General features: G+C 44.7%; 22 protein-coding genes. 5 read left to right on the plus strand and 17 right to left on the minus strand.

The features are described from left to right. Positions 1–26: 26 nt before the first annotated feature. Positions 27–1,451 (minus strand): class I SAM-dependent rRNA methyltransferase, encoded by a 1,425-nt coding sequence (locus MHI25_RS24030; RefSeq protein ID WP_076276742.1) that lies wholly within the window; start codon positions 1,449–1,451, stop codon positions 27–29. A gap of 99 nt (positions 1,452–1,550) precedes the next feature. Here MHI25_RS24030 and MHI25_RS24035 point away from each other — a divergent pair, with 99 nt between their 5' ends. Next, on the plus strand, positions 1,551–2,537 hold the full coding sequence (locus tag MHI25_RS24035; protein ID WP_280753452.1) for a Na/Pi symporter: 987 nt from the start codon (positions 1,551–1,553) through the stop codon (positions 2,535–2,537). Positions 2,538–2,591: 54 nt separating this feature from the next. On the opposite strand, the gene MHI25_RS24040 is transcribed toward MHI25_RS24035, so the two are convergent. From MHI25_RS24040 to MHI25_RS24055, 4 genes are all read right to left on the minus strand, one after another. Then, on the minus strand, positions 2,592–3,422 hold the full coding sequence (locus MHI25_RS24040; protein ID WP_076128979.1) for an energy-coupling factor transporter transmembrane component T: 831 nt from the start codon (positions 3,420–3,422) through the stop codon (positions 2,592–2,594). Next, on the minus strand, positions 3,419–5,125 hold the full coding sequence (locus tag MHI25_RS24045; RefSeq protein WP_339169339.1) for an ABC transporter ATP-binding protein: 1,707 nt from the start codon (positions 5,123–5,125) through the stop codon (positions 3,419–3,421). The genes MHI25_RS24040 and MHI25_RS24045 overlap by 4 nt, the downstream gene beginning before the upstream one ends. Positions 5,126–5,206: 81 nt before the next feature. After that, positions 5,207–5,767, minus strand: a complete 561-nt coding sequence (locus tag MHI25_RS24050) for an ECF-type riboflavin transporter substrate-binding protein (RefSeq protein ID WP_076128974.1) — start codon at positions 5,765–5,767, stop codon at positions 5,207–5,209. A gap of 151 nt (positions 5,768–5,918) precedes the next feature. Further along, positions 5,919–8,144, minus strand: coding sequence for a hypothetical protein (locus MHI25_RS24055; protein WP_076278796.1), 2,226 nt, complete (start codon positions 8,142–8,144; stop codon positions 5,919–5,921). A gap of 209 nt (positions 8,145–8,353) precedes the next feature. On the opposite strand from MHI25_RS24055, the gene MHI25_RS24060 reads away from it, so the two are divergent. Together MHI25_RS24060 and MHI25_RS24065 are read left to right on the plus strand one after the other, a co-directional pair. Continuing rightward, a complete protein-coding gene (locus tag MHI25_RS24060) occupies positions 8,354–9,088 on the plus strand; it encodes an AzlC family ABC transporter permease (RefSeq protein ID WP_036683898.1) in 735 nt (244 codons plus the stop codon). Beyond that, the gene (locus MHI25_RS24065) at positions 9,079–9,405 is read left to right on the plus strand and encodes an AzlD domain-containing protein (protein WP_076192109.1); all 327 of its coding nucleotides are present in this window, start codon (positions 9,079–9,081) and stop codon (positions 9,403–9,405) included. The genes MHI25_RS24060 and MHI25_RS24065 overlap by 10 nt, the downstream gene beginning before the upstream one ends. Positions 9,406–9,728: 323 nt before the next feature. Here MHI25_RS24065 and mtaB read toward each other — a convergent pair whose 3' ends face one another. The 7 genes from mtaB to MHI25_RS24100 form a co-directional block, all read right to left on the minus strand. Next, positions 9,729–11,072: a tRNA (N(6)-L-threonylcarbamoyladenosine(37)-C(2))-methylthiotransferase MtaB gene (mtaB, locus tag MHI25_RS24070; RefSeq protein WP_076128970.1), complete on the minus strand. Its 1,344-nt coding sequence runs from the start codon at positions 11,070–11,072 to the stop codon at positions 9,729–9,731. Positions 11,073–11,075: 3 nt separating this feature from the next. Then, entirely contained in the window at positions 11,076–11,840 is a 765-nt protein-coding gene (locus MHI25_RS24075) for an RsmE family RNA methyltransferase (protein ID WP_076185272.1), read from the minus strand. A 179-nt stretch (positions 11,841–12,019) separates the two neighbouring features. After that, complete coding sequence (locus MHI25_RS24080; RefSeq protein ID WP_076128966.1) at positions 12,020–12,703, minus strand: site-2 protease family protein; 684 nt, start codon at positions 12,701–12,703, stop codon at positions 12,020–12,022. Between the two features lie 2 nt (positions 12,704–12,705). Continuing rightward, positions 12,706–13,758: a 50S ribosomal protein L11 methyltransferase gene (gene prmA, locus MHI25_RS24085; RefSeq protein WP_036683907.1), complete on the minus strand. Its 1,053-nt coding sequence runs from the start codon at positions 13,756–13,758 to the stop codon at positions 12,706–12,708. Between the two features lie 209 nt (positions 13,759–13,967). Continuing rightward, positions 13,968–14,546 (minus strand): DNA-3-methyladenine glycosylase I, encoded by a 579-nt coding sequence (locus tag MHI25_RS24090; protein WP_248549498.1) that lies wholly within the window; start codon positions 14,544–14,546, stop codon positions 13,968–13,970. A 104-nt stretch (positions 14,547–14,650) separates the two neighbouring features. Continuing rightward, complete coding sequence (locus MHI25_RS24095; RefSeq protein WP_340394494.1) at positions 14,651–16,327, minus strand: DUF4179 domain-containing protein; 1,677 nt, start codon at positions 16,325–16,327, stop codon at positions 14,651–14,653. Then, on the minus strand, positions 16,287–16,847 hold the full coding sequence (locus MHI25_RS24100) for an RNA polymerase sigma factor (RefSeq protein ID WP_076128962.1): 561 nt from the start codon (positions 16,845–16,847) through the stop codon (positions 16,287–16,289). Before MHI25_RS24100 ends, MHI25_RS24095 begins: the two co-directional genes overlap by 41 nt. Positions 16,848–17,001: 154 nt before the next feature. Here MHI25_RS24100 and MHI25_RS24105 point away from each other — a divergent pair, with 154 nt between their 5' ends. Continuing rightward, the gene (locus MHI25_RS24105; protein ID WP_339169352.1) at positions 17,002–17,334 is read left to right on the plus strand and encodes a hypothetical protein; all 333 of its coding nucleotides are present in this window, start codon (positions 17,002–17,004) and stop codon (positions 17,332–17,334) included. Positions 17,335–17,620: 286 nt separating this feature from the next. On the opposite strand, the gene MHI25_RS24110 is transcribed toward MHI25_RS24105, so the two are convergent. From MHI25_RS24110 to MHI25_RS24130, 5 genes are all read right to left on the minus strand, one after another. Further along, entirely contained in the window at positions 17,621–18,532 is a 912-nt protein-coding gene (locus MHI25_RS24110) for a methyl-accepting chemotaxis protein (RefSeq protein WP_076310171.1), read from the minus strand. A 564-nt stretch (positions 18,533–19,096) separates the two neighbouring features. Beyond that, complete coding sequence (locus MHI25_RS24115) at positions 19,097–19,246, minus strand: hypothetical protein (protein WP_175619034.1); 150 nt, start codon at positions 19,244–19,246, stop codon at positions 19,097–19,099. A gap of 11 nt (positions 19,247–19,257) precedes the next feature. Further along, positions 19,258–19,632 (minus strand): hypothetical protein, encoded by a 375-nt coding sequence (locus MHI25_RS24120; protein ID WP_076128956.1) that lies wholly within the window; start codon positions 19,630–19,632, stop codon positions 19,258–19,260. A 97-nt stretch (positions 19,633–19,729) separates the two neighbouring features. Continuing rightward, complete coding sequence (locus tag MHI25_RS24125) at positions 19,730–19,909, minus strand: YfhD family protein (protein ID WP_036683923.1); 180 nt, start codon at positions 19,907–19,909, stop codon at positions 19,730–19,732. A gap of 38 nt (positions 19,910–19,947) precedes the next feature. After that, entirely contained in the window at positions 19,948–20,307 is a 360-nt protein-coding gene (locus MHI25_RS24130; RefSeq protein WP_076128954.1) for a hypothetical protein, read from the minus strand. A 283-nt stretch (positions 20,308–20,590) separates the two neighbouring features. Between MHI25_RS24130 and MHI25_RS24135 the strand changes: the two genes are divergently transcribed. Further along, positions 20,591–25,153, plus strand: coding sequence for a S8 family serine peptidase (locus MHI25_RS24135; protein ID WP_340394495.1), 4,563 nt, complete (start codon positions 20,591–20,593; stop codon positions 25,151–25,153). Positions 25,154–26,680: the final 1,527 nt, after the last annotated feature.

The following is a 26,680-nucleotide window of genomic DNA, read 5'->3' on the forward strand; positions in this document are numbered from 1 at the left end:
ACTGTAAACCTTTTTGACCTTCAGGCTTATTTTTTACTCCGCACTTCAAAAATCGCAAACTTCAGATAGTGTCCTTCGTTAACGCCAAGTATTTGTGGGTGGTCTTTGCCTGCGGCCCGCCATTCCACAAGTCTCAGCACCTTGCCAGCATCTTTAGCCGCATCGGCAATCGTTTCGAGGAACAGATCTGGCTGCATATGGTAAGAACAGCTTGCGGTAACCAAATAGCCGCCTTCGTTCACCAGCTTCATCCCGTGCAGATTGATATCCTTGTAACCACGACAAGCGCCAGCTACTGCACTTTTGGTTTTGGCAAACGCCGGAGGGTCCAGGATGACTACATCCCAAGTTCTTCCTCCACCTGCTGTCATCGGCTTGGATGTGTCGGTTTTGGCTGTTTTGCCTCCGGATTTAGGATTTGTAGCAGCTGCTGCCGTCTCTGTTCCACTGGCAACTGTCGCCCGTTCAGAACGTTCCTCTAGTCCTTTAACCTGATTCCGTAGATATGCAAAAGCATCATCCACTACGAATTCAACACGATCGCTAAAGCCGTTCAGCTCCACATTCACTTTGGCACTCTCAATGGCGTGTGCTGAAACGTCAAGGCAGGTTACTTTTTTCGCGCCATACTTGCAGGCATGCAGCGTGAAGCTGCCCGTATGCGAGAAGCATTCCAGCACTGTCGCACCGTCCCAATAAGGGAACGTTACATGTTTGCCGCTCTTATTAACTGGTAAGGTCTGTAGTGAACCATCCTCAGTTTCAATTTCCTGTAGCGTAATGCCGCTTCGTCCTCCCCACCCTTTCATGAGCGGAGCAATGGAAGCTCTATTCTCACGTTGGTCAAAGAAGTAACCTGTCTTCTGGCCCTCTTCAATATCAACGACCAGCTTCAGGCCATTCTCGCTCACGGTTACATGCCTTGGACATTCCCCGTACAGCACACCCGTTGTCTGCTCCATACCTTCAAGCTCGCGCACACTAACATCACTGCGCTCATAGATTCCGCGCGGTGCCATAACCTGCACCAATGCTTCGACGATTTCTGCACGCCGCTTGTCCATTCCGAGGGTAAGCAGCTGCACAACCAAAATATCTCCGAATCGATCTACAATAAGCCCCGGCAAAAAGTCCGCTTCACCATAAACCAAGCGATAAGCATCCGCACCCGGAAGGAACCGGTTTCTGTGTTGCAGACAATTCGCAAACCGTTCTGCAAAAAAGGCTGTATCCATGATCGCAAGGGGTCCCTGCGATACAATTCTTACCCGAATCTGTGACGCTGGATTGTAATATCCCACGGCCAAAAATCGGCCCTGATGATTAAGGACATCTACTAATCCCCCCGCTTCCGGATTCCCTTCTACCGATGCGACTTCACCTGCATAGACCCATGGATGGCCCTGTTCCAGTCTTTTTTTGCGATTGCGTTCTAAAATAACCGATGGCAATGACTTCAACTCCCTGTTTTTCTAAAAATGTTTTTATACATGTCCCATGCAATACATTCATATATTGGTGTACAACCCTCGCCCAAAGGAGTATGCCCTATGTTCAGTGATTTGCTGTTCCCTATCATATATGGTCTTGTTATCTTTCTAGCCGGCATGAAGCTGATGGAAACGGCGTTGTCCAAGCTAGCAGGCCCTCTATTAACTACAAGCCTAAATAGAGCTACCTCAACACCTATTAAAGGAATGATTGCCAGCAGCCTGTTGTCCGCCTTACTCCAGAGCAGTACTGCTGTAACGGTGTTGACTATCGGCATGGTCAATGCCGGCCTGCTTACCTATGCCCGCACACTTGGCATTATCCTGGGCAGCAACATCGGCACCACATTAACTACAGAATTGATCGGACTTCAGATCAATACCATGGCCACGCCCTTGCTGGCAGCCTCGCTCAGTCTGTGGGCAGCGGCAGTTATTGCAGGCGAACTGCCGCCTACATCGCGAGTGGCAGAGCTCTGCCACAAAATATCCCCGCCGCTGCAATTTATCAGTCTGGCTGTATCAGGCTTCTCCCTCGTCCTATGGGGCATCGCTGTCATGCAGTCTATCGGCGGAATACTTCAGGAAAGTGGCTTATTCCTCTGGTTCCTAAACCATGCCGCTACTAGTGCCTTATGGGGGCTCGCCGCTGGAGCGTGCCTAACAGCCATGCTCCATAGCAGCGCTGCTGTCATAGCTATGGCTATGAGCATTGCCGCCTCGGGTGCCATGCCGCCTGAGCTAGGTATAGCCATTGTGCTGGGCGCCAACGTAGGCACCTGTGTCACAGCGGTCATCGCTTCCATCGGCGGCACGCCATCCGGCGTCTTCGTCGCTTGGTCCCATGTTGCGCTTAATGTAGGTGGTGCACTATTATTCTTGCCCATGATCGGGCTGCTACAAGCAAGTGCTGCATGGATTGGTGGAGGCCCTGCTTCACAAATCGCCCACGCCCAGACCATTTTCAACGTAGTCTGCTCACTTCTAGCACTGCCATTATGCTACCTGCCTATATGGTCAAAACTGGAGAAACATCTTCAGTCTTAACAAAAAGGTGCCGTTTATTATAATCCCAGTTTTCCACAACTGTACTATTATACTTCAATCGAAAATATTATAAAACCGCGAACCGTCGTAAAAAGTGATCACCGTCGAGAAAATTCCAATCAGCGCAAACAAAGCCAATGCAAAATAATCGTCTCTCGTGAACGGGCGACGGCTATACCAAGTTCGTTTGGTCTCAGTGCCAAAGCCGCGCAGCTCCATAGCGGTACTGATATTTTCAATCCGCTCGATACTAGTCAGAATTAGGGGCATCAGAATCGAAATGATATTTTTTAGCCGCTTAGGCAGCTTTTCTTTTCTAGAAATATCTATTCCCCTTGCTTGAGCAGAAAACGATATATTCTCATAGTCTCGTTGAATATCCGGAATGTACCGCAGTGCCAGCGATACAGAATATGCAATTTTATAGTTCACTCCAACTCTATTTAAGGATGCTGCAAATTCACTGGGATTGGTCGTTAGAAGAAATAATAATGCCATAGGAATGACCACCGCATATTTCAGGGCAATATTGAATTGATAAAATAGCTGCTCCCAAGTTACCGTATACCGGCCTGCAATATGCATAATATCATGACGTGTCCCGTAAACACGTACGCCCTCCAAAGGAGAAAAGATAAAGATAGCTATATGATTAAGCAAAAAGAAAATCAAGATGAAATATAATACGAAAGCATAATCCTGAAATTGAACTTTGGAAATTCTAAAGGCAAGCAAACTAAATAACAGCATCACAATTAGACATCTTGTATCATATGTAATCATCCCCGTCACAGACCACACTACAAATAAAATCAACTTCGTAGCGCCGGTAAGACGGTGAATAGGTGAATCCTGCTTCGTAAAAGTTAACATTTTGGCCTTCATCCGCCTCGGCTCCTCCTATCATACGCAATAAACCTTCTAACGAACTCCTCCGGTTGTTTCAATCCAGCTTTTATAGCTAGGGCAAAAAGCGAGGTTTCTTTCAAGTTCGCTTTTTTCACCACATCAGTATTCGTTAATATTCGCTCAGGGCTATCATCCGCAAGCTTCACGCCATCAGCTAACACTATAGCTCTATCGGCATATTCCAGCATCAAGTGCATATCATGCGTAATCATAATGACCGTCATCCCCTGCCCCCGCAGCGTCAAGAGAAACTCCATCATTTCGTTATAATGCCTGTAATCCTGAGCAGCAGTCGGTTCATCCAAAATGATCACTTCCGGCTCCAGTACCAGAATGGCGGCAATCGTGACCCGTTTCTTTTGGCCGTAACTTAGCGCCGAGATCGGCCAGCTGCGAAAAACATAAAGTCCGCACACCTTCAAGACTTGATGGACGCGTTCACGAACGAGCTCCTCAGGGCAACCTCGGAGTCTTAGTCCTAGGGCAACCTCATCATATAAAAGTGTCTTTGAAATCATATGATTGGGATTTTGCATAACAAAACCAATCCGCTCTGCCCGCTCCTTAATCGTGTCCTGAGCAATATCACGCCCATGCATCCGTATTGATCCGGAAGTAGGTTTATAGAAGCCACAAATCAGCTTAGAAACTGTAGATTTCCCAGCCCCATTTCGCCCCGCTATACAGACCATCTCTCCTTTATGAATACAGAGATTGAGCTTATCCAGCACCTGCTGATTTTTTTCGTATCCAAAAGAAATATCTTGCAGTTCAAGGATGGGTGGGCTCTCCAGCTTATCCTGGCGCGACTGATTGCACTCATACCAGATCTTAAGTTTATTAGAACACGCCTCCAACTCTATATCGTTCACATGTTGCGGATTCATATTTGCTGTAATCGAACATCCGGCATACTTCAAAGCCGTTAAATAGAGAGGTTCCCGAATGCCAACTTCTGAAAGCAACGTTGTGCTCAACAGTTCTGCAGCCGGCATATCCGCCGCAATACGTCCTTCATGGATCACAATAATACGGTCCACCGCCCGATGCAGCACCTCTTCAAGACGATGCTCTATCATAATAACGGTTTTACCTGTCTCTTTATGCACTCGATCAATAAGCTCAATCGCTTTTGTACCGGTATAAGGATCTAAGCTTGCCAGCGGTTCATCAAAGAGCAGGATGTCCACATCACCTACCAGTACACCTGCCAAGGACGTTTTTTGCTTTTGTCCACCCGATAACTCCTGAGGAGAAGAGGCCAGAAAGTCGTGGATATCCACCGCTCTTGCGGCAGCCGCCACTTTGCTCTTCATTTCTGTCTGCTGAACCACATGGTTCTCTAGACTGAAGGCGATATCCTCACCAACCGTTAATCCTACAAATTGTCCATCCGGGTCCTGCAATACGGTACCTACCTGATTGGACAGCTCTGCGATACTCAGATCCTTCTGCTCCTGGCCTATAACCCGTAATGAACCTGATATTTCCCCTCTGTAAGCAAAAGGGATGAGACCATTAATGCAATGAGCCAGTGTACTTTTCCCAGAACCTGAGGGTCCCACGATAAGCACCTTCTCCCCTTCAACAATCGTTAAGTTAATCCCCTGTAGTGTGGGTTCCTGCTGCGCCCGATATTGAAAGCTGAAATCCTTAAATTCAATCATTACTTTTTTCATCTGAGACCTTCCTCTGGGTTAATGTGAAGAGAAAAAAGCCGGTGATTTCCACCGGCTTTTTAGCTTGGATATGTATTCCACTCAAGCTTCTCTAGTCAAGCTGCCCTGTTTCGTTCTTGTCTTAGCATACGCAATGGCTAGTAAAGATCCGATCACTGCCACCGAAGCTATATTTAATGCACCTGCGGTCAGTCCTTGCGTAAATACTTTATTAGCGGGTTCTGCATAGATCAGAATATCCAACACTGGGGCTACAAGGAACCAAGCTACAGCATTCGCTGCAATCTGAGCCAAATTAAAGCGTATTATTTCCTTCCGTCCGAATTCCCCGTCATGAATAGCGATTCTAGCTACTAACAAGCCAATAACCAGCCCTACAATTCCTGATGATATGACCCAACTGAACCATGGCGATCCATAAGATATCGTATCCTTCAGGGTATGCCCGATCAGGCCTATAAATAATCCGGCAAACGGGCCGTACAATAGGGAGAACAATGCCAGTAATGCGTATGTAGTCTCGATGTTAGTGTTTGGAATACCCGAAGGAATCGAGCCGAATCTCCCCAATATAACGAATAAAGCAGAACCAATACCAATCGCTACAATCGTCTTGATCGACAACACCTTTTGTTTTGCCATGTTTTCATCTCCCCCAACGCATCTATTATGTTTTATGTGATTATACATCGGAATAGTCGGAATTACTATAGAATCTAAATAAAAAAATCTGCAAAGCAACATAATGTTGGCTTTGCAGATTCATAGTTGATAATTCAGATCCTATTCTCTATTACTTCACTGTCACTGATACTGTAACTGTTTTGCCGCCTAGCTTTCCTTTAATGGATGTCGTTCCTTTACTCACAGCTACAATCTGACCACTTGCAGATACTCTCGCTACAGAAGGCTTGGAGCTGGTCCATACCGCACTTCCAGTAACAACAGCAGTCTTACCAGTATCATACTGTGCAGTCACGACTACATTCTGAACGGCTCCCGGAGCCATTTTCAGTCTGCTCTCATTAACGGTCAGCTTTGTTAATTTAGGAACTACAGTAATTTTGACACTAGCAGCAATCCCTTGGTAAGATCCTGTCAACGTAGCAGTACCTTCTGTTACTGCTTTAACGGTTGTAGCTTTAACCGTAGCAACCGCCTCGTTTGAGGACTCCCAATTCATACTGCTGGAGACATTCCCTGTCTTACCATTAGAATAATAAGCCGTAACCTTTATCGCTTTAGAGCCTTTAATGTTCATTTCGATAGCAGTAGGTTCTACAACTAGCTTAGTAACCTTTTGTTCAATGGTAACTGGGATACTGATGGTTTTATTAGCGTAAGTTCCCTTTAAAGTAGCAGAACCCTTCACCAGTCCTTTGATTACCTTACCGGAAGTTGTTGTCTTGATAATCGCATTCGTACCGGTAAGCTCCCATTCCATAGTTGCAGTAGCATCAAGTTCACTGCCGTTTTCCATCACAGCTTTTACTTCAGGAACAGCCTTCTCTTCACCAGTAACAATCACCAGGTTTTCTTCTGGTCCAAGCAAGACAAGGACTTTATCTTTCACTGTAACCTTTACTTCAACACTTTTTTCTCTTACAGCAGTTTTTGAAGTCGTTGGGTTTTCTGATTTTATTTTACCGATAACCTTCACAATACCTGCCGATTCAGCTACAATCTTGCCGTCTTTAATGGTGGCAATCTCATCATCCGCAGAGGTCCACTCAATATCACTACTAAGATCTAGCTTTGTTCCGTCAAGCTTTGTACCATTTACTTTTGGAAGGCTTACGGTGTCATCTGTGTAAAGCTCCAATTCCGTCTTGTCGGCTGCCAGTTCTGTGATCGTAGGATACACTGTCAGCTTAAAGCTTTTATTAATTCCTCTGTACTCTGCTTTAATAACCGAAGTTCCCACTGCTTTAGCAGTCACTGCCGCAGTATCGCTACCAGGCGTAACGGTTGCCGCCAATTGGTTATCCGAAGTCCATACTGCGCTGCCTGAAATGTTCGGAGTAGAATTCGCAGCATCGCGAACCTCAGCTTTAACGTTCAGGGTTTCGCCCATAAACAGGAATTGATCTCCTGTAGGAGTAAGTAGTAGCGCTTCATAAGGAGCACGTACATATACGTCTACTGTTTGTGTAATCCCTAGATAGGATACTGTAATTACAGCTTTACCAGCAGACAACACTTTGATCTCGCCTTTGTCTACTGTAGCTACACTAGCACTAGAAGAGGACCATTCTGCTTTCTCTGAAATATCATTTGCGCTGGATTTTGTAGTTTCTTTAGTCTCTGCAACCAACTTCAAAGGTGCATCTCCGACTAGCATCTCTAGTTCTTTAACGATTTTGTCGTCATGTTTAAGCTCAATTTCAGAATAAGGCAATTTCACTACAGCCTTAAAGGTTGCTGTTAAGGTCTTGTATTTGGCAGTGATCGTTGCTGTACCTTCACCAGCCAAAGTGATCTTACCTTCTGCAATGGTCAACACGCTTGTGTTGGAGCTGCTCCAAGTAGTATCAGCCGTTACATCCTTAGCAGAAGTCGCTGTTTCTCCACCAATCGCATTGGCTTTGACCAGCAGTTTATCCTCATCATCACCCAATTTGTAGTTCCCTTCAGAACTATATTCGAGCTTCAGTTCTTTAACAGGATGGGCTACCTCAACTTCAATGGTAGCAAGTGCATGATTATAAGTCGCTGTAATAATAGCTTTTCCACTGTCAATCGGAGTCAATAGGCCATTTACTACCTTTACAGCGTTTGTGTTAGAAGAATTCCATACAACTGCACCTGTCACATCTTTTTTAGATGAGGACCCTTCCACATTCGCATATACCTTAAGTTGCTTTGGCGTTTGTCCAACCGTAAGCTCTACTTTAGCGGAGCTTTCGAATTCAATCGAGTTGATATCACCGGTCGCTGCAAAGACACTTACCGGAAAAACCGCAGTAGCTAACAATATCATGATGAGGAGCATTTTCGTCATTTTCCTGTACACAGTCATTTGTTCTCTCCCTTAGGCTATAATGTCGTTCGGTGGTTTATCCCCACACTCTTTTACTTATATCGACAATTGTACCCTAAGTGTTTACCCCCTGGCTCTATAAAGCGAAATTCGGGACTTTCAGACTAGATAATACGGTAAAGGTTGATCAAAATATTAGGAAGTAATATGCTAACTACTAAATTCTTTCTTGAAACAAGGGGGCTACGATGAGTGCAGAGAACGTCCAACTAGAAGCAATCCCGTCTCCTAAACAGGAAGATAGCTTCCTTAAAGGGGTAAAAGATTGTATTCCCACACTACTAGGCTACTTAAGCATCGGACTTGCAGCAGGTGTTGTTCAAAAGACAGCCGGGCTCAGCATTGCTGAGATTGCCTTAATCAGCTTGATTCTTTACGCGGGCTCAGCTCAGTTTATAGCTGCTGGAATGATAGCTGTTAGCAGCTCGCCTGCGGCCATTATTATTACGATATTTATCGTGAATCTTCGCCATATTTTGCTTAGTGCAGCTCTTTCACCTTATTTCCGCCATCTTTCCCCACTGAGAAATATGCTGGTTGGTTCTTTATTGACTGATGAGACCTTTGGAGTTGCCATCAATCAAGCTTTGAATAAGCAGCAAATCAGTGAAAAATGGATGCACGGTCTAAATCTCACCGCTTATTTAAATTGGTTTCTTGCGAATGTAGCGGGAGCTTTTTTAGCTCAGTGGATCTCAGACCCTGATCAATTCGGTTTACAGTTTGCCTTACCTGCGATGTTTATTGGCATTCTTGTAATTTCCATGATTGACCGTAATAAAATCAAACTAGATTTGGTTGTCGCAATCCTTGCCGTGATCATAGCAGTAGGAAGCTCCTTCCTATTCTCCAGCAGTGTTGGAGTGATTATCGCTACAGTCATTGCTTCAACGATAGGGATGGTGTTTGAAAAATGGAAGTAAGATGGGATGTCTTTCTGATCATTCTAGGAGCAGCTTTTGTGACCTTTATTCCCAGGGTGGCTCCGCTCATGATCCTTAGCCGGTTTGAATTGCCAGAATGGGGAATGCGCTGGTTAAACTATGTTCCTATCTCTGTTATGGCAGCATTAATAGGTCAGGAGATATTTTTGAATGATGGGAAATTTTCGTCTTTAGCTAATAACATTGAGCTTTTTGCGGCATTGCCTACTTTTTTGGTTGCGATAAAAACCCGGAGCTTGCTAGGCACTGTACTGGCGGGGATTGTTTCAATCATGATCCTACGGATGTTTTTTTGATCCACTTCTACGCGTATGAAGTCACTATCGGACACAGCTGACCTTATTCGCAGCATTATCCCACTTTTGGAACACTAACGGACACCATAGTCGCTATTGTCATGAAAAACACCTATTAAGAACCACTTTCTGAGGAATAGCTGCACTGGAGTCCGAAACTAAGCATAAAAGGCAAAAAAAATGCAAATAACGCCAGCTGGGTCCGAAAGCATCAGGAGATTGTTATGAATTGGTGGTCTAGGCAGCAATAACTAAAAACAGAGCAGCCCTTCCCCGCTAACGGGAAAATGGCTGCTCTGTTGTCTTTTACTACTATCTATTGCTTAACGGACAGCCTGCTGAAGCCCAGTCTGACTAACCCCGACCAACTCACCGCGGCATTCGTTCACGCCAGCTTCCGTTATCTTCACCTGACAAAGTTCTCCTTGGAGTGAATCTTCTCCATCAAAGAACACCTGCAAATAGTTGTCGCTAAATCCATGCTGGATATTGCGCCCCGGAGCCCCTTTTGCGGCTCTTTCCGGAATAACACTTAATGTCTGACCTACAAATTTGCGAGCATAAGCTATTTGCATTTCTTCCGAAAGATCAATCAATTCCTGCACGCGTACATTTTTGATTTCTTCGTCGATCTGATTCTCCATCCGCGCTGCTGGAGTGCCCGTCCGCTTGGAGTAAGGGAATACGTGCATCTCGGAGTAATTAATAGCTTTCATGAAGTCGTAGCCGGCACGGAACATTTCATCGGTCTCCCCCGGGAATCCAACGATAACATCCGTAGTAATCCCGACATCCGGCATCGCCTGACGGATCAGCTGCATTTTGGCGTAATATTCTTCTGTCGTATATTTACGGCGCATCGCTTTCAGCACATCATTATGTCCGGCTTGCAGCGGGATATGCAGATGACGGCACATTTTAGAGGAACGGTTCAGCACCTCCAGCAGCTTCTCATCGATCTGGCTAGCTTCGATAGAACTGATACGTACCCGCTCCAGTCCATCCACCTTATCTAGATCCCACAGCAAATCGGCTAGACGGTAATTATCAAGATCATCACCGTAACCGCCGGTATGAATACCCGTGAGCACAAATTCCTTATACCCTGCTTCTACTAATTGATGTGCCTGGGTTACGATACTTTTGGGATCACGGCTGCGGGAAAGTCCACGCGACCATGGAATGATGCAGAATGTGCAGAAGTTGTTGCAGCCATCCTGAATCTTCATAAAAGCACGCGTCCGATCCGCAAAGCCAGGTACATCCATCTCTTCGAATTCACGTGTCTTCATAATATTACGAACAGCGTTGACCGGCTGACGTGAGGCTTCAATGTTTTTCACATGCGTCATGATCTGATCGCGGTCCTGGTTACCAATAACAAGATCGACACCAGGAATATCAAGAATCTCACCAGGAGAGGTCTGCGCATAGCAGCCAGTAACCGCCACGATAGCTTCCGGATTGCGGCGAACGGCACGACGAATCATTTGACGGCTTTTTTTGTCACCTGTATTAGTTACAGTACAAGTATTAATCAGATATACATCGGCGGGTCCCTCGAAATCGACCTGCTCGTAACCTTCATTTTTGAATAGCTGCCAGATGGCTTCGGTGTCATAAAAATTCACTTTACAACCTAAAGTATAAAATGCTACGGATGGCATCTCTTAAGCTCCTCCCATTTCTCCCGATTCATATAAAATACAAGCAGCGGCAACCATACCCGCTGTCTCACAGCGCAGAATACGCCGTCCTAGTCCTACGGAAACCGCACCAGCTTCTTCTGCCTTTTGGCATTCCTCTGGTGTAAAACCCCCTTCAGGACCTACCACAATCAGTACCTTCCCACCAGCCTGCGGTGAAAGCGAGGATAACCAAGGGGCAACACTGCTGCGAAGCTGCAAGCCTTCTTCTTTTTCATAACAGAAATAAACAGCATCATACTCACTAAAAGTCTGTAGCAGCTGCTTCCAGGATAACGGTGAGCCTACAGCCGGAACGATGTTCCGGTGTGCCTGCTCGGCAGCTTCTTTACAAATTTTACGCCAGCGGTCCAGCCGCTTACTTTCCTTGCGTTCATCGTATTGTACAATCGTGCGCTCCGACAGAAAAGGAATAAAACCAACGGCTCCAATTTCTGTACACTTTTGAATGACAGTTTCCATCTTATCGGCCTTGGGTAAGCTCTGAGCCACTGTGATTTTTATCCGCGGTTCATGCGTCATCTCCAGGGTTTCCAGGATATTCACTGTCACTTCCCCTATTTCGATCTGAGCAATCTCAACTAACGCTTCACGGGAGACGCCATCGCTGACAATAAGCTTGTCCCCAACCTTACCGCGCATGACTTTGGCAATATGCCTTGCATCTTCCCCGTCAATTCTAACGTTATCTGCACCAAACTGCTCCGGTGTAACAAAATATCGCTGCATCTCTTCATCATCCTGTTCATGAATTCAGTAAGAAGAAACGGTAAAGACGCCTTAATAAAGACGTCACCCGTTTCTTAGAGAAATATAACTATGGATCAGGCGAAATTTAACTATCCTATTTTTCAACAAATTACATAATACAATGTTTAAGCAGGGTTGACCAGACTTCAGTCCCTACCTTAGCTGCCAAACATTCTTAGGAATAGCTGCACAAATGTTCTCGACATTTCACTAGCCCAGTGGCCAAGAGGATCAATGGTATAGGTTCGTAACCCTGGAATAAACAGAATTAATAAAAAGATAAATACAGCCCATTGCTCAAATTGCTGTAATCTGCCCCGAATGGAGCGAGGAGCAATATCCTCCACAATCCGGTAGCCATCCAGCGGAGGCAATGGAATCAGATTGAACAAGAATAAAAAGAAGTTCCATTGAATAAAGGTGCCAAAGAACAGATACACTGCTTCTAAAACGCGATCATTGGAGATCGACTCTAATACACCGGTTGCCGCAAGCACCCCATATATTAAAGCACCAATAATCCCTAGTAACAGGTTACTGATTGGGCCCGCAGCAGACACAATGACTCCCATCAGACGGGGGCGGCTAAAGTTATCACGGTTTACAGGAACTGGACGTGCCCACCCGAAACCAGCAACCAGCAGCAGTAAAATACCAAAAAAATCGAAGTGTACAGCAGGGTTAAGCGTCATGCGTCCTAATAATCTAGCGGTAGGGTCACCGAACTTATTTGCGAAATAAGCATGACTGAATTCATGTACTGTAAAAGCAATTAAAATCGTAATGAGCAGAAAAGGAAGCTGATCCAGATCTACACGTATTATACTTTGCAATATATCCATTTTTACCTCTTTCCGGCTGTAAATGCCACCCAATCTTCTTCACGGGATACTTCCATAATCTCAAAGCCGGACTCTTGTAGTGCGTTAGCCACAAGTCCTTCTTTATCCTTATAAATACCAGAGGTAATATACAAGCCTCCTGGCTGAAGTGCACGATACACATCATCCGTAAACAATACGATGATTTCTGCCAAAATATTCGCAACTACAATCTTCACCGGGAGTGTAACGCCGAGGCTATCCTCTGTTACTTGCTCCGCAGGTGTTCCCTCAAGAGTGTGACCCGGTCTAGCGGATGGCCACATTTCTCCAGCAGCCGTGTCAGCTACACCTTCACCACCTAGCAAGGAGAGCAGGTCGCTTTCTTTTACCGTAATGAACTTTTCAAGTTTATTCAGTGCTACATTCTCCCGCGCACTTTCAACAGCTACAGGGTCCAAATCTAACGCCAGCACGGATTTCGCACCGAGCAGCATTGCACCTACAGCCAATATTCCTGAACCCGTACCAACATCGATTACTTCTTCGCCGCCGCTAATATTCTTCTCGAGCGCACGCAGGCACAAAGCTGTTGTAGGGTGAGTCCCTGTACCAAATGCCATACCAGGGTCCAGCTCAATGATTGCCTCATCGGGGCTCTCAGGCGTATATTCCTCCCAAGTTGGTTTAATCGTGAGACGCTCCGATACCCTGAGTGGTTTAAAATATTGCTTCCAAGCATGCGCCCATTCGTCTTCATCTACGGTTTTCCAAGAAATCAGCGATTTGCCCGGATCAATACCGTACTCACGCAATTCTGCTACCCGTGGAGTCAGTTCTTCTATAACAGCATCCATATCCGTGGAATCGGCATAATAACCTTTGATTACCGCTTCCCCTTCTGGGATATCATTCAAGGGTTGGTCATATAATTCACCGTAACGCGTATTCCGCTCTTTACTGAGTGTTCCGGATTCTTCAATAGAAACCCCACCCGCTCCTGCTTCATATAAAAAATTCGAAATCATTTCTTGTGCATCTTCTGTTGTATGTATCGTCACTTCATGCCATAACATCTTTATGTGATCCTCCTAAAGTTTTGTGAGCGTTAGCTTCATTGATTGACTTCGTGCAAAACTGGCTTCGTAAGCATAGGCTTAGTTTTGTGAGCGTTAGCTTCATTGATTGACTTCGTGCAAAACTGGCTTCGTAAGCATAGACTTAGTTTTGTGAGCATTCGCTTCATAGTATAACATTTCTTCTTGGGGTAACGCCAAACTACAGATCAACGCTCTGCCATGCCCGTGCTGCTCCTGCAAAAGCAATCGAGCGAATGATCATCTACCATCCCCGATGCCTGCATAAAAGCATAACATATGGTAGAGCCGACAAACTTCATGCCTCGCTTTTTTAATGCTTTACTCATTGCGTCAGACTGAGCCGTTAAAGCAGGGACATCCGCACGTGTCATCCAATGGTTAAGCGTAGGCGCGCCCCCCACAAAGCTCCAGAGATAATCTGAAAAGCTGCCTGTTTCCGCACTAATTTGCAAATATACTTTTGCATTACGAATGATAGAATCAATCTTTAAGCGATTTCTAATAATCCCGGGATCGTTCATCAACTCAGCGATTTTCGGCTCATCATAATGCACAATCTTTTGCGGATCAAATCCATCAAATACCTCTCTGTAATGTGCCCGTTTTTTTAAGACGGTGTACCAGCTTAACCCTGCCTGCATGCCTTCGAGCATAAGTAATTCAAACAGCTTCCGGTCATCATACAGAGGTTTTCCCCACTCTTCATCATGGTATGCGATATATAAAGGATCCTCATTAACCCAAGCACAGCGAGTGATTTCCATCCTTTTCTCTCCTTTACGCTAATCCTCGCTGAGTCCACTCAGCATCTACTCACTGTAAACGAAAAAAAGGGAAGAACACAAGGTTCCTCCCTAAAAAAGATTTTCTATGGCCGCAGCTGCACTCTTGTTTCTTTATCCGGATCGTCAGTCGTATAGAAGAATATATAAATAGAAGCTTCTGTACCTTTGAAACCCTTGTAAACATCAATGGCCTTATTGTTTCCATCCCCAGTGAAATTAACGGTCAGAGGTTTACCTAAAATACGCTCTTTCCCCAGTCCGATATGGGTCTGGTTAATTCCACCGAAGCGAGCATCTTCACTTTCAGTCTCTACATAAAGATCGGCACCCTGCATATAGTACGTCCATTTTACCGGATATCCGCTAAGCTGCTGGATAAGCGTCTGTTTCTTATCAGATATATTCGTCAACAGAAGTGGTGTTTTTTCGTCCTTGTTAATTTTATAGCTGCCGTGCTGAGTCACCTTGTATTTAGCAACAAAGGTAATTGGCGTCTCTTCTGTGATTTCAAGGTCAACTGGCCGCTCAAAACGAAGCACTGTTAATTCCGGCTCACCTTCTGGAGATCTCCAGAAATTGCCCTCCAGCGTCTTGCCTGCTACTTCAAGAGTAGACTTTTGATACGGGAAATTGTTGCCTTTCTCTTTACTTCTAATAGCGATTCGAATTTGAGTAGGCGTCACTACCATTTTCTCCAGCGTGTAATTAGGTTCGCCCTCTTCTAGCGGCAGATTCAATGAGGTATTTATGGTTCCGCTCTCCATCTGCTTTTTGCTTAATTGAAGATCAAAAGCTAGGGGCCCCTCAACCTTTTTTTCTTGTTTCATGTACTGCAGCTTGTAATTCACTTCTTCACTGGAAATATCAGCCGCCTTAAAATATTGCTGGGACGTATATTCCCCGTTTTCTCCCGGTGTACCGAAAGCACCTCCAGCCAGCGAATTTATGAGCGTTCCGTTTTTGTAAGCCACTATATTTGGAAAGGCCCATTCTTTTGTTTCTGGCTGATCAAAAATGATTGCTGAAGAGAATAATATTTTTTCTTGTCCTTGGGTAAAAGGTTTCACCTCTATGCTGCGCATTCCTTCCTGTCCAATAGGAAACTTTTGTGTCTCCTGCGATTGGATATCCAGCGGTAAATCTAACTCCTGTGTACTAAAGGCTTGCAGATTATCTGCAACTAGTTGCACATTCACAGTATCCTTTTTCGGTGTCCAATCACTCTCGAAATATCCGTTGTAATGTTGATTTTTCTCATCCCATAACACATAACTGAACTCACTAGGACCATTCGCCCCATCTGCGCCCTTCAAAGTCATTCCATTAACATTCCAATTTTCATTTTCCAAGCGTTTTCCTACATCCAAAGTGAATAAGATAACCGTCCGATTCTCATCCACAATCGCTGTATGTAGCTTCAGAGTTACTCCATCCTGCGTCACTGACTGGTTCAGTTGTTGTCCGAGATTTTGGGCCAGCGCTGCTTGAACGCCTCCTCTCCCATGGAGCAAATTATCCCAATCATAATGCACTGCTGCATATACGGGTGCCGCTGCAATAAGTACTGAAAATGAAGCCACCACAGCTATTTTACTCCAGTTTCTCCCTCTGTTCCCGCTACCATTCGCCATACGAAGTTGTAGGGGAGTCATTGTACTGTTTTCTTGCTCTAAACGTCCCCACATGCGTTCAAAATCTGGATAAGGCACGCCTTTATCTTCATTTAAACGATGCTCCAGCATATTTTCTAACTTTTTCAAAAGCTTCGCCCTCCTTTAGTTCAAGTTGAACCCCAGCCTCCTGCAGGATTCTCCTCATTACCGTTAGCCCTTTATGCAGTCTAGATTTGGTCGTTCCGAGTGGGATGGACAGCAGATCCGAAATTTCAGCCAGACTGAAATCATGCATATACCTAAGTGTGAGCACCATCCTAAGTTTGATAGGGACCTGGCTCATATATTGCGCCCACTCGACCTCCGTCTCACGCTGCTCAATCTGCTGCTCCACAGCTGTTTCTGCCGTTTTATTAAAGAAATGAAGGTTGTCCGTAATCTTCTGTTGTAAAGTCCGTTTTCGTTTCAAATGATTGAGGCAATGGTTGACCGTTATTTTCATAATCCAAGCCTTGATATGCTCCACGTGCTCACGATTACTGCGAAATACGGTAATAAAGACATCCTGAGTCAAATCCTCTGCATCCGCCGCGTCATGCACCATATAGTAGCAAGTCCGGTATACATCTTTATTGTAGGTTTCAAATAACTCCCGGTTACTCTCCAAATTTTACGCCCTCCTTTCTTGACTGAGATATCTATATGACAACCAATCCTTGGAAAAGGTTCGTTTTTCTGAGCATAAACTATCGCTACTCTTAAAGACATAGAGAAAATCAAACAGGCTTAATAATCTGAATGAAGCAAATGGAGGAAGGACAATGACTCTTTTAACTACTGGTCCGATAGAAAACAATGTTAACTCAGAAAACAACACAAGACTTACACAACAGGTCACTGTCAAAATTGCTAATGGTAGCGGTCAGATTGCTTCCACAGTTCTGATCGAAGGCTACTACATGAATGAAAAAAGAATTCAATATGTAGGCGATCTGCTAGATGTGATGCCAAATCAGGTAATAACTAAAAAATATTTTGCGGATTTTAATACCTTCGAATTTTTTTTCACAACTGCTAGTTTGCCAGACCATCCAATCCAAATCTCATTTTGGGGTAAAGACAGTGCAGAGAAATTAGTAGCCCGCATCGATTAGCTACAGCAGAATTACTTGGATATGATGGGGCAACTGGGGCAACTGGAGCGACTGGGGTGACGGGGGGGCTAAAGGTGGGACTGGCTCTGATGGGGCGATTGGGGACACCGGAGTTACTAAGGTTAGTGTTACTGTAGACGGAGTCATCACAAATCATAGATATATGATTCCTACCTTGATTGTTAACAAAATCGGATAATACCAACAATAAAAGGGTCCATCTCTTTTAAGTAGGAGACCGACCCTTTTTTGCTGATATTCAATCTATCAACATACATATTAACAATTAAAGGATATCCATAACCTCGCGCGCTTGTGTGTCGAGATTTTGTGCAGAAGAAGCAATCTTCGAAAAATCCTCCAACGCTACCAGAACCTGCTGCTGACTATCTTCTATATTTTCTTGCACTTGATTTGTTCCTATAGAGATCTTTCCAATTTCCAGCGTGATCGCATCCACACTATCCCGTACCTTTATGATCGAATCTTGTACCATGGAAGATAATTTTCTTACTTCTTTTGCCACTACGTCAAAACCTCGGCCATACTCCCCGGCATGCGCTGCCTCAATAGCAGCATTTAGGGCTAATAATTGCGTTTGCGAAGCAATATCGCGAATCGTTTGCACGATGCTATGAATCGCTACAGCTTGCTTTTCAAGATTAGCTAAAGTATGTGTATTTTCTATCGATACTTCGGCGATTTTGTTGATGCTTCGTAATAATTCTTGACTGCGCTCAATACCTAAATCTGCTCTTTGATTCAAGCTGTCTGCCATCTCTTGCATCCGTTGGACAACATTACTCATGTTGTTTTGTCTTTGGGTGATATTAGTTGCTATTTTAGATACTCCGATGACTTGTTCATTGCTTTCATCAAATACTGGCATGTAGGTGGCTTCAAGCCAAACCGCATTTCCTTTCGAATCCATTCGTTCGATCTTATCCTGAAAACTCTTCCCTGTAAAAAGATCCTGCCAAAACCGTTCGTAACCTGGGCTATCTGCGAAATGTGGAAAACAGAACTCTTTATGATGCATTCCGTACATTTCATCTTTTTTATATCCCATGGAATTTGCAAAAACTTCATTCACATAAGCTACCCGGCGATCAAGGTCAAACCGGATAATAGCTAAATTTCTTTCTAAAGATCTAACAACAAGCTCATCAGTAACTCCTTGAGAGTGTACCAGCCCCATTCTAATTCCCCCTGAAAAAATTCAATAGTTGATTGGTCGTAGCTAGTATATTCGAACAATTATACATCCTTAATCTGTAGTGTGATATTAGCTATATTACTTAAAATATTTATAACATCTGCAGACGTTAATATACTCGAAATGATGATAATTAGGGAAAACATCCCTAATGATGTGCAAGATTCGAATGTTCATCTATCTTTTTGGGAAATACTCCCCAAAAACTCATGAAATCAGGTCTTTTTCTATCTTTTCAGGGGATTTTCAGGGAGGTTTTCCCTAAAATCTCTTTTTTTCGAGCATTTAGAGAAAAATAGAGGGAGGTTTTCCCTAATTTCATTTTCCAACCTCAAACATGCCGAAAATGTTACCCGATTCCAACAGAAAAATATCTACAGCTACGTCGACTATGAGACCCCCAAATTCTTCTTAGCGGTAACCTTACTTATAAGCTAAAAAATTGCCTAACTCAGTTCATTTTTACTGATCTAATAACAAAAACCCCAGCTGCAAATATCAGCTAGGGTTCAAACTCTCAATTTCATTTTCAAATTCCTATCATTCTCAATCCCATTTAGCAAAGTATGGAAGTTCCTCCGTTTTCAAATGCACTCCAGCCAGGCTGCGGCGCAGCAAGCCACGCCTACCCTCGCCTTCATGCAACAGTTGTCTGCGACCTGTACGAATATATTCCTTCTCCCATTGTACACACATTCAAAATTATCTTACTTATTGGATTTATAATCTTTTATTTTAATCCCCAAAACCATATCCTTCTGATATGCGTCAGCTTGCTTCAAACCAATAATCCTTGGGTCTGAAGGGTAGTGACGTTCAAGATATAACAAAAATGCGTGATGAAACCTAATTTCGGCATCCAATTTATTCAGTTCATTCGGATGATTCTCTAGTTCGGTTAATTCTGCTTCCCATCGATACAAATCGCTCGCCTCAGAGCGCTCCATACGAACCTTCTTTGTCAGCTCCCGCAACTCACGATAGGCGCGTTTTACTTTTGGAGAGTACAACTGCTTCTGGTTCAAATAGGTTAATAATGCGATCAATAAGGCTAACCCTGTCCACAAAATAACGTTATCCATCTTCTCCCCCCACACTTAAGCTCTTCGCCCTAATTATACATGCCCAAACGCAAAAATACCCCACAAAGTGAGGTATCCGCCTTAGCTTTTTTAGCTGCTATTCTTTCTTCATAATCTCATTCAGCTGACGTTTGTCCGCTTCTTGTGCGCGATCCTGAGCTTCAATATCATCAAGATCGGCTTCCGCCGCCGAGAATTCTACATCCTCTGCTTTAGCTTCGTATAACATTTTCAATTTCTCCGTCTTGGAGAAGATTTGTGAGTTCTCTCTATCCATTGTTCGTCTCCTTTCTTCTTACTCAATGAAGTGCCTGATCAGGCCATCCCGCCTGCTTCTTCAATTAAGCGCAGAGCCTGATCGTAGGACTTCGTATGCACAATAACCGTAAGCAAAATATCTCTCCCCGTTGGACCACCGTTACCACCATGACTCATCCCGCTAGAGCTGGTGTCCGCAGCTGCAAGTATGCCTGTGTGTGCATGCTCAGCAGTCATGGAGTCCATTCTGGCCACATTGCCTGTCACCGGATTTACCCCTGAGCTAAAGCTGGTACCTCCATATCTACTGAAGCGATCAATGGAAACTTCAATGGCCCGAAGTGCACGAAGCTTGCGCGCGACGCCTTCGGCTTCCTCTGGACTTTTAAAATATGCCAAAATATATCTTTCCGACATCTTATCCCCGCTCTCGCTTGAAATTCAGATATCTGTTGCATTCATTTATATTGTCTTAATTTCATTTGTTTTATGCTCTGATTTTCTTATATTCCACTTATCTACTGGGAATTCGACATTTTCCTCAACGCTTCGCTGCAATATGGTACTAAAGTTGTATATTCGATTTGAAGTTATAGCTGTAGAATAAATTTAATTTTCATAATTTTTTACATTTTATTTTGAGGAGGAGAACCACAGACACATTGCAATACAAAAAATTCATTTGGGAGGATGAACTTATTTGAAACGTACCTTTAAACACTCTATTCAAAGATTCGGTATTGGAGCGGCAAGCTTCGGACTGGCTGTGTCTGTTCTTTTTCCATCAGCTGCATTTGCGAACTCATCCCTTGAATCTTCAACCCTGGTTACGGATGTACAGTCTCAAAGTGTAACCCCTCATAACTATGCTGGAATACTCAAAGGTTCAGCACCAGTTTCAGTAATTGTGGAATTGACTAATAAACCAGTCAGTGTGTATGTAAATGAGGCAAAAACTTATTCTTTACGATCCTCAGTCTCCTCACAACGCAGTAAAATTATCTCAGAGCATAAAAGCTTTATTTCCTCAACACAGAAAATCGATGCCGATATCGGTTTTGAATACAGTGAGATTTTTAACGGGTATTCCATTACGCTGCCAGCCAATCAAGTAAACAAGCTGTTAGAGCTTCCAGGCGTTGCGGCTATCTATCCAAATGAAGAAGTACATGCACTAGCAGACAGTGTTGAAGTAGCGACATTACCTGTTACACGTTCCTATTCAGACAGCGGCAAGCTAATAGGCGCGGACAAACTACATGATTTAGGTTACACAGGCAAAGATGTACAGGTAGCTGTTGTCGATACTGGTATTGATAAGAATCACCCTTTGTTAAAAGATAATTATAAGGGCGGCTATGATGTATATGATCAGGATGATGATCCTGCTGAAACAGCCCCTGATGCTAACTTCCCTCCAAGAGCAGGTACTCCTTACGAAACCTCGCATGGTACACACGTTGCCGGGACAATTTTAGATGTGGCACCTGAGGTAGAATTGTATGCGTATCGCGTACTTGGTCCCTATGGATCTGGTTCCACAGCGGATGTAATTGCGGGTATTGAGAAAGCGGTCGATGACGGAGCAGATGTTATTAACCTATCTCTAGGCTCTAGTGTCAACCAAAGCTATTCCGCGAGTTCAATCGCGATAGACAATACCGTAAAATCGGGCGTGAACGTTATTATTGCCGCCGGTAACGCTGGACCGGATGCAGGAACACTGGGCGAGCCCGCTGGTGCCCAACTCGCGCTTAGTGTTGGAGCTTCTACTACTCCGATAAATACCCCTTTCTTTGATATTGGTGATGTTAAAAAGATTCCCGGGACATTAGCCAGTTACTCCCCAGATTTAATCGATAATATTGCTGGCAGTATGATCGTTTTCGCTGGTCTTGGGAGTCCTTCCGATTACAAAAATCTGGATGTCAAAGATAAGGTAGTGCTTGTTGATCGGGGCTCGCTGAGCTTCTCAGACAAATCTCTTAATGCCAAAGCTGCTGGTGCGAAGCTTTTGCTGATTGCCAATAATGAGCCTGGTGAAATCAGCCCCACCCTTGGTGCGCCTGGGGATTACATTCCTACCTACGGAATCAGTCAAGCCGATGGCAAAAAAATAAAAACTCAGATGGCTGCTGCTAAAGATATAATCAGTTACTATATAGCGCTTGAAGTAAATCAGTTAGCAAACTTCAGTTCTATGGGTCCAGGGATGCCCGATTATCTAATAAAACCTGATGTTGTAGCGCCCGGAGTCAATATCAACTCGACGATCCCTAGCTGGGATGGGAACTATGACCATGCTTTCGGCTTAAAAAATGGCACTAGCATGGCAACCCCACATGTTGTAGGAGCTGTGGCTTTGTTACTGAGTAAAAACTCTGATCTGAAGCCAAATGAAATTAAAGCTCTGTTGATGAACAATGCTGATCCTATTTTTAACCGTGATGGGAATTCTTACTCCTTGTACCAACAAGGTGCAGGTTTAATTAATCTGGAGAAGTCGATAAACGCTAAATCCATTGCTAAAGTCGGTGAGATCCTTAACAGCGGTCTTCCGGGTACTGTTGAAATCCCTTATTACACAGGTTCCTTATCCTTCGGCTTACAGCCAAAGGGTGTTACTGTAACGAAAGCTGTCTATGTAGAGGACTTTAAAGGGAATGGAGAAACATACACCCTGTCCACCAAATGGCTGACAGAAGCTCCTACTGATATTAGTATTGATTTTGCACCACACAGCGTTACCTCAGGGGCAGATCAATATGCACAATTCACACTCAATGTATCTAAAACAGCAAAAGAGGGCGCATATGAAGGCAACCTGTTACTTACCTCTGATACAGAAACCCTTCGTCTGCCATTTAACGTTGTTGTAGGTGACCAATTTAATGTAGCACCTATTAATCAGCTCTCTTTTGAAAGTCCACAAATTTCACCTAATGGTGATGGTCGCTCAGACGACACCACCTTTTCCTTTTCTGTCAATGAAGAGCTGGAAGGCATAAGTTTCGTTGCCTCTTCAAAAGATGCTCCTGCAACAGTTTTAGGTGAAGTTTATGCGATCGATGAGAAGATCTATCGTGGTGTATACGAAGTTCCAAATTGGGATGGAACATTAACAGACCTGGAGACCTCCGCCAAGTCGACTTTAGCAGATGGTCACTACTACATCATTCCTGTGCTTCCCAATGGGCAACTGCTCGAGAAACAAAAGGCTGAGTTCACAATTGATACCGAGAAGCCGCTAGTTTCCGGCATCACCATTGAGGAGTATGAACGTGAAGCGCCAACCGATCCTGGCGTGGCACAAATTAGTGGTTTCATTGATGATGACCTAATGGCCTATTATATTTCTAATACAAACCCTATTGGAAACTGGTTTACCGTATATGCCGAAGGCAAACATTATGATGGGAATGCTTATAAATTTGGCGGTGTGATTGCAAATAACGGTGCCTTTACCATTGATGTTCCTGTTAACGAGGGGCTAAATGAGTACAAAGTCCATGTGGTCGATAAAGTAGGCAATGGTGCAGACGACGATGATTACGTACAGCGGCTGCTTTATAGCACAGGGGACGGTACTTTCACAGTAACTCCGGCTCTTTCTGCATCCACCATTGAAGTAGGACAATCTGTGACCGTTGATTTAGATTATTCCGTGACAGACGAGGTTTATGGCGTCTATGGGGCTTCATTCGGTGTCATATACGATGATTCCCTTGAAACACCAGTAATCCAGCCAAGCGTACAGCTGGTTACGTATCAAGAGGAGCATTTCTCTAGTGTTCCACTTACAGAATATTCACAAACGTATGACCTTGGAGACGGCCACAAACTGACACAATATAGTGTCAATCTGTCAGGAGGTGCTTATCACGGCTCTGGCTCACTAGCCCAAATAACCTTCGAACCAGCAACAGCAGGAGATTATTCCTTTGAGCTATATGATGTCCAGATTTGGAATGATGCCACAACATCAACTATCCCATCTGGTTTAAGAACAGTAAGTGTAACTGTAAACACACCTGAAAAACCTACACCAACGCCGACACCGACACCGACACCGACACCAACGCCAACGCCATCAGCAACGCCAGATCCAACAGAAACACCAACACCGACACCAACACCATCGCCTACATCGCCTCCATCTTCTGAGTCGTATGTACCTACAGCAACCAGCACTCCCACTCCTGGACCTTCTTCGAAATCCGGGAAGCTAGTAGAGACAGCCGATCCAGCTGGTGGTAAAGCTTCAGCGGTGTTTAATATCTTAGATACTGCATTAACAAATTCGATTCAGAATGCAAAAGATAAGACTTCTGTACTTGATCTTAGCGATGTGAATTTCAATAAGTATAGCCAAGTTGTTATTACGCTTACCCCGGCGCAAGCTGAACAGTTGAAGAAATCGGAGAATGCACTCAGCCTTAACGGTAATGGATTCAATGTTCTTATTCCAGCGGCAACCCTTCCGGATTTCATTAGCAGCAGTGGTTTGTTGCTTACGATAAGTCTGGCTGATGCTAGTGATGCAGCAGTGTTATCAGGAAGCTCAGCTGCGATCAATATTGGTTCTTCCATTCTTACCATCAAAAATGGTTGGACAACCGGAAAGCCGGTTACCCTTCAGCTTAATCTAAAAGACAGCAGTCTACGTGATGCTCGAAAAACTGCCGCCTATGCAGAAACAAAGGATCATAAATGGTCCTATCTGCAACCTGGATCTTTCTCTAAAGAAGGTATTCTACAGTTTACAGTTACTGGCGACGGCTCTTATAGCGTTGCATCCCATAATGTAAGCTTCAAGGATATCGACACACACTGGGCTAAAGGCGATATCGAAGTTCTTGCTGCTCATGGCATCATTGCCGGCAAAGGAACCGATGGCAGCTTCAAACCTGCTGACACCTTAAATCAAGCGGAACTGTTAACGCTCTTCGACCGTCTACTCGGAAAAGGTGACACATGGAATACTCGTATCAAACAAAGTGGTTCACGCGATGTGCTGACTCGCGAAGAAGCAGCCCTTATCATTGCTGAGGCCCTAGGCGCTGATCTTACAGTAGCTAAGACTCCTTTGAGCTTTAAGGATGCCGACAACATCGCTGCAGAAGCACGTAACGCCGTAGCCTATGCTGTAAGCAAAGGTTATCTCAAGGGCGTTGGTGCGGACAACTTCAATCCACAAGGCACTCTGACTCGTGCACAAGCAGCAACCATTCTGAGCCGTGTGTTTGAGGACCTACGTTCTTAAACAGTATCTAGTTGAACTCTCAAAGAAAGCCCCAGCAGCCAAATGGCTGCTGGGGCTTTCTCGTCTTAAGGTCACTTCTGCGGCGCATACGAGACAACTATCGGACACAGTTGCACTTAAACACTGAATTATGCGACATTTGCCATGCCAACGGACCCCATAGTCGCTATTGGCACGAAAGACACCAAATATGAGCGTGTTTCTGGGCAATAGCTGCACTGGAGTCCGAAACTTCGCCCAAAAGGAGAAAAATGTGCAAATTGCATCAGCTGAGTCCGACTTCGCTCAAAAGGCGATAAATGTGCAAATAGCATCAACTGGGTCCGTAAGCCTCCAGATTCTTCTGGGTCCTATCCACTCAGATGATTATTCTCAGCGCTATCGGACACCGTTGCACTTAAACGCTGATTTATGCGACTTTTGCCATGCCAACGGACCCCATAGTCGCTATTAGCACGTAAAACACCAAATATGAGCACTTTTCTAGGCAATAGCTGCACTGGAGTCCGAAACTTCGCTCAAAAGGAGAAAAATTTGCAAATAGCGTCAACTGGGTCCGTATGCCTCCAGCCTCTTCCGGGTCCTATCCACGCAGAAGATTATGCTCGGCACTATCGGACACCGTTGCACTTAAACGCTGATTTATGCGACTTTTGCCATGCCAACGGACCCCATAGCGCTATTAGCACGAAAGACACCAAATATGAGCACTTTTCTAGGCAATAGCTGCACTGGAGTCCGAAACTTGGCTCAAAAGGAGAAAAATGTACAAATAGCGTCAGTTGAGTCCGTATGCCTCCAGCGTCTTCCGGGTCCTATCCACTCGGATGATTATTCTCAGCGCTATCGGACACAGTTGCACTTAAACGCTGAATTATGCGACATTTGCCATGCCAACGGACCCCATAGTCGCTATTAGCACGAAAGACACCAAATATGAGCACTTTTCTGAGCAATAGCTGCACTGGAGTCCGAAACTTCGCTCAAAAGGCGATAAATTTGCAAATAGCGTCAACTGGGTCCGTATGCCTCCAGCGTCTTTTGGGTCCTATCCACTCGGATGATTATTCTCAGCGCTATCGGACACAGTTGCACTTAAACACTGAATTATGCGACATTTTCCATGCCAACGGACCCCATAGTCGCTATTAGCACGAAAAACACCAATCATGAGCACTTTTCTGAGCAATAGCTGCACTGGAGTCCGAAACTTCGCTCAAAAGGCGATAAATTTGCAAATAGCGTCTTCTGGGTCCGCAAGCCCACGTAGATAATTCAAAGCATTTAGTGTGTTTAAAAAAGCTGGAGACCAGTCGGGGGTTCCAAGGTTAAGGGTTCGGGGTTCGCGGTTCGCGGTTCGCGGTTCGCGGTTCGCGGTTCGCGGTTCGCGGTTCGCGGTTCGCGGTTCGCGGTTCGCGGTTCGCGGTTCGCGGTTCGCGGTTCGCGGTTCGCGGTTCGCGGTTCGCGGTTCGCGGTTCGCGGTTGCCGGGCTTGTCGGGGTCACCGGGGTCACCGGGGTTACCAGGT

It is taken from the genome of Paenibacillus sp. FSL E2-0177 (genome assembly GCF_037992975.1).
Lineage (GTDB): Bacteria > Bacillota > Bacilli > Paenibacillales > Paenibacillaceae > Paenibacillus_AQ > Paenibacillus_AQ odorifer.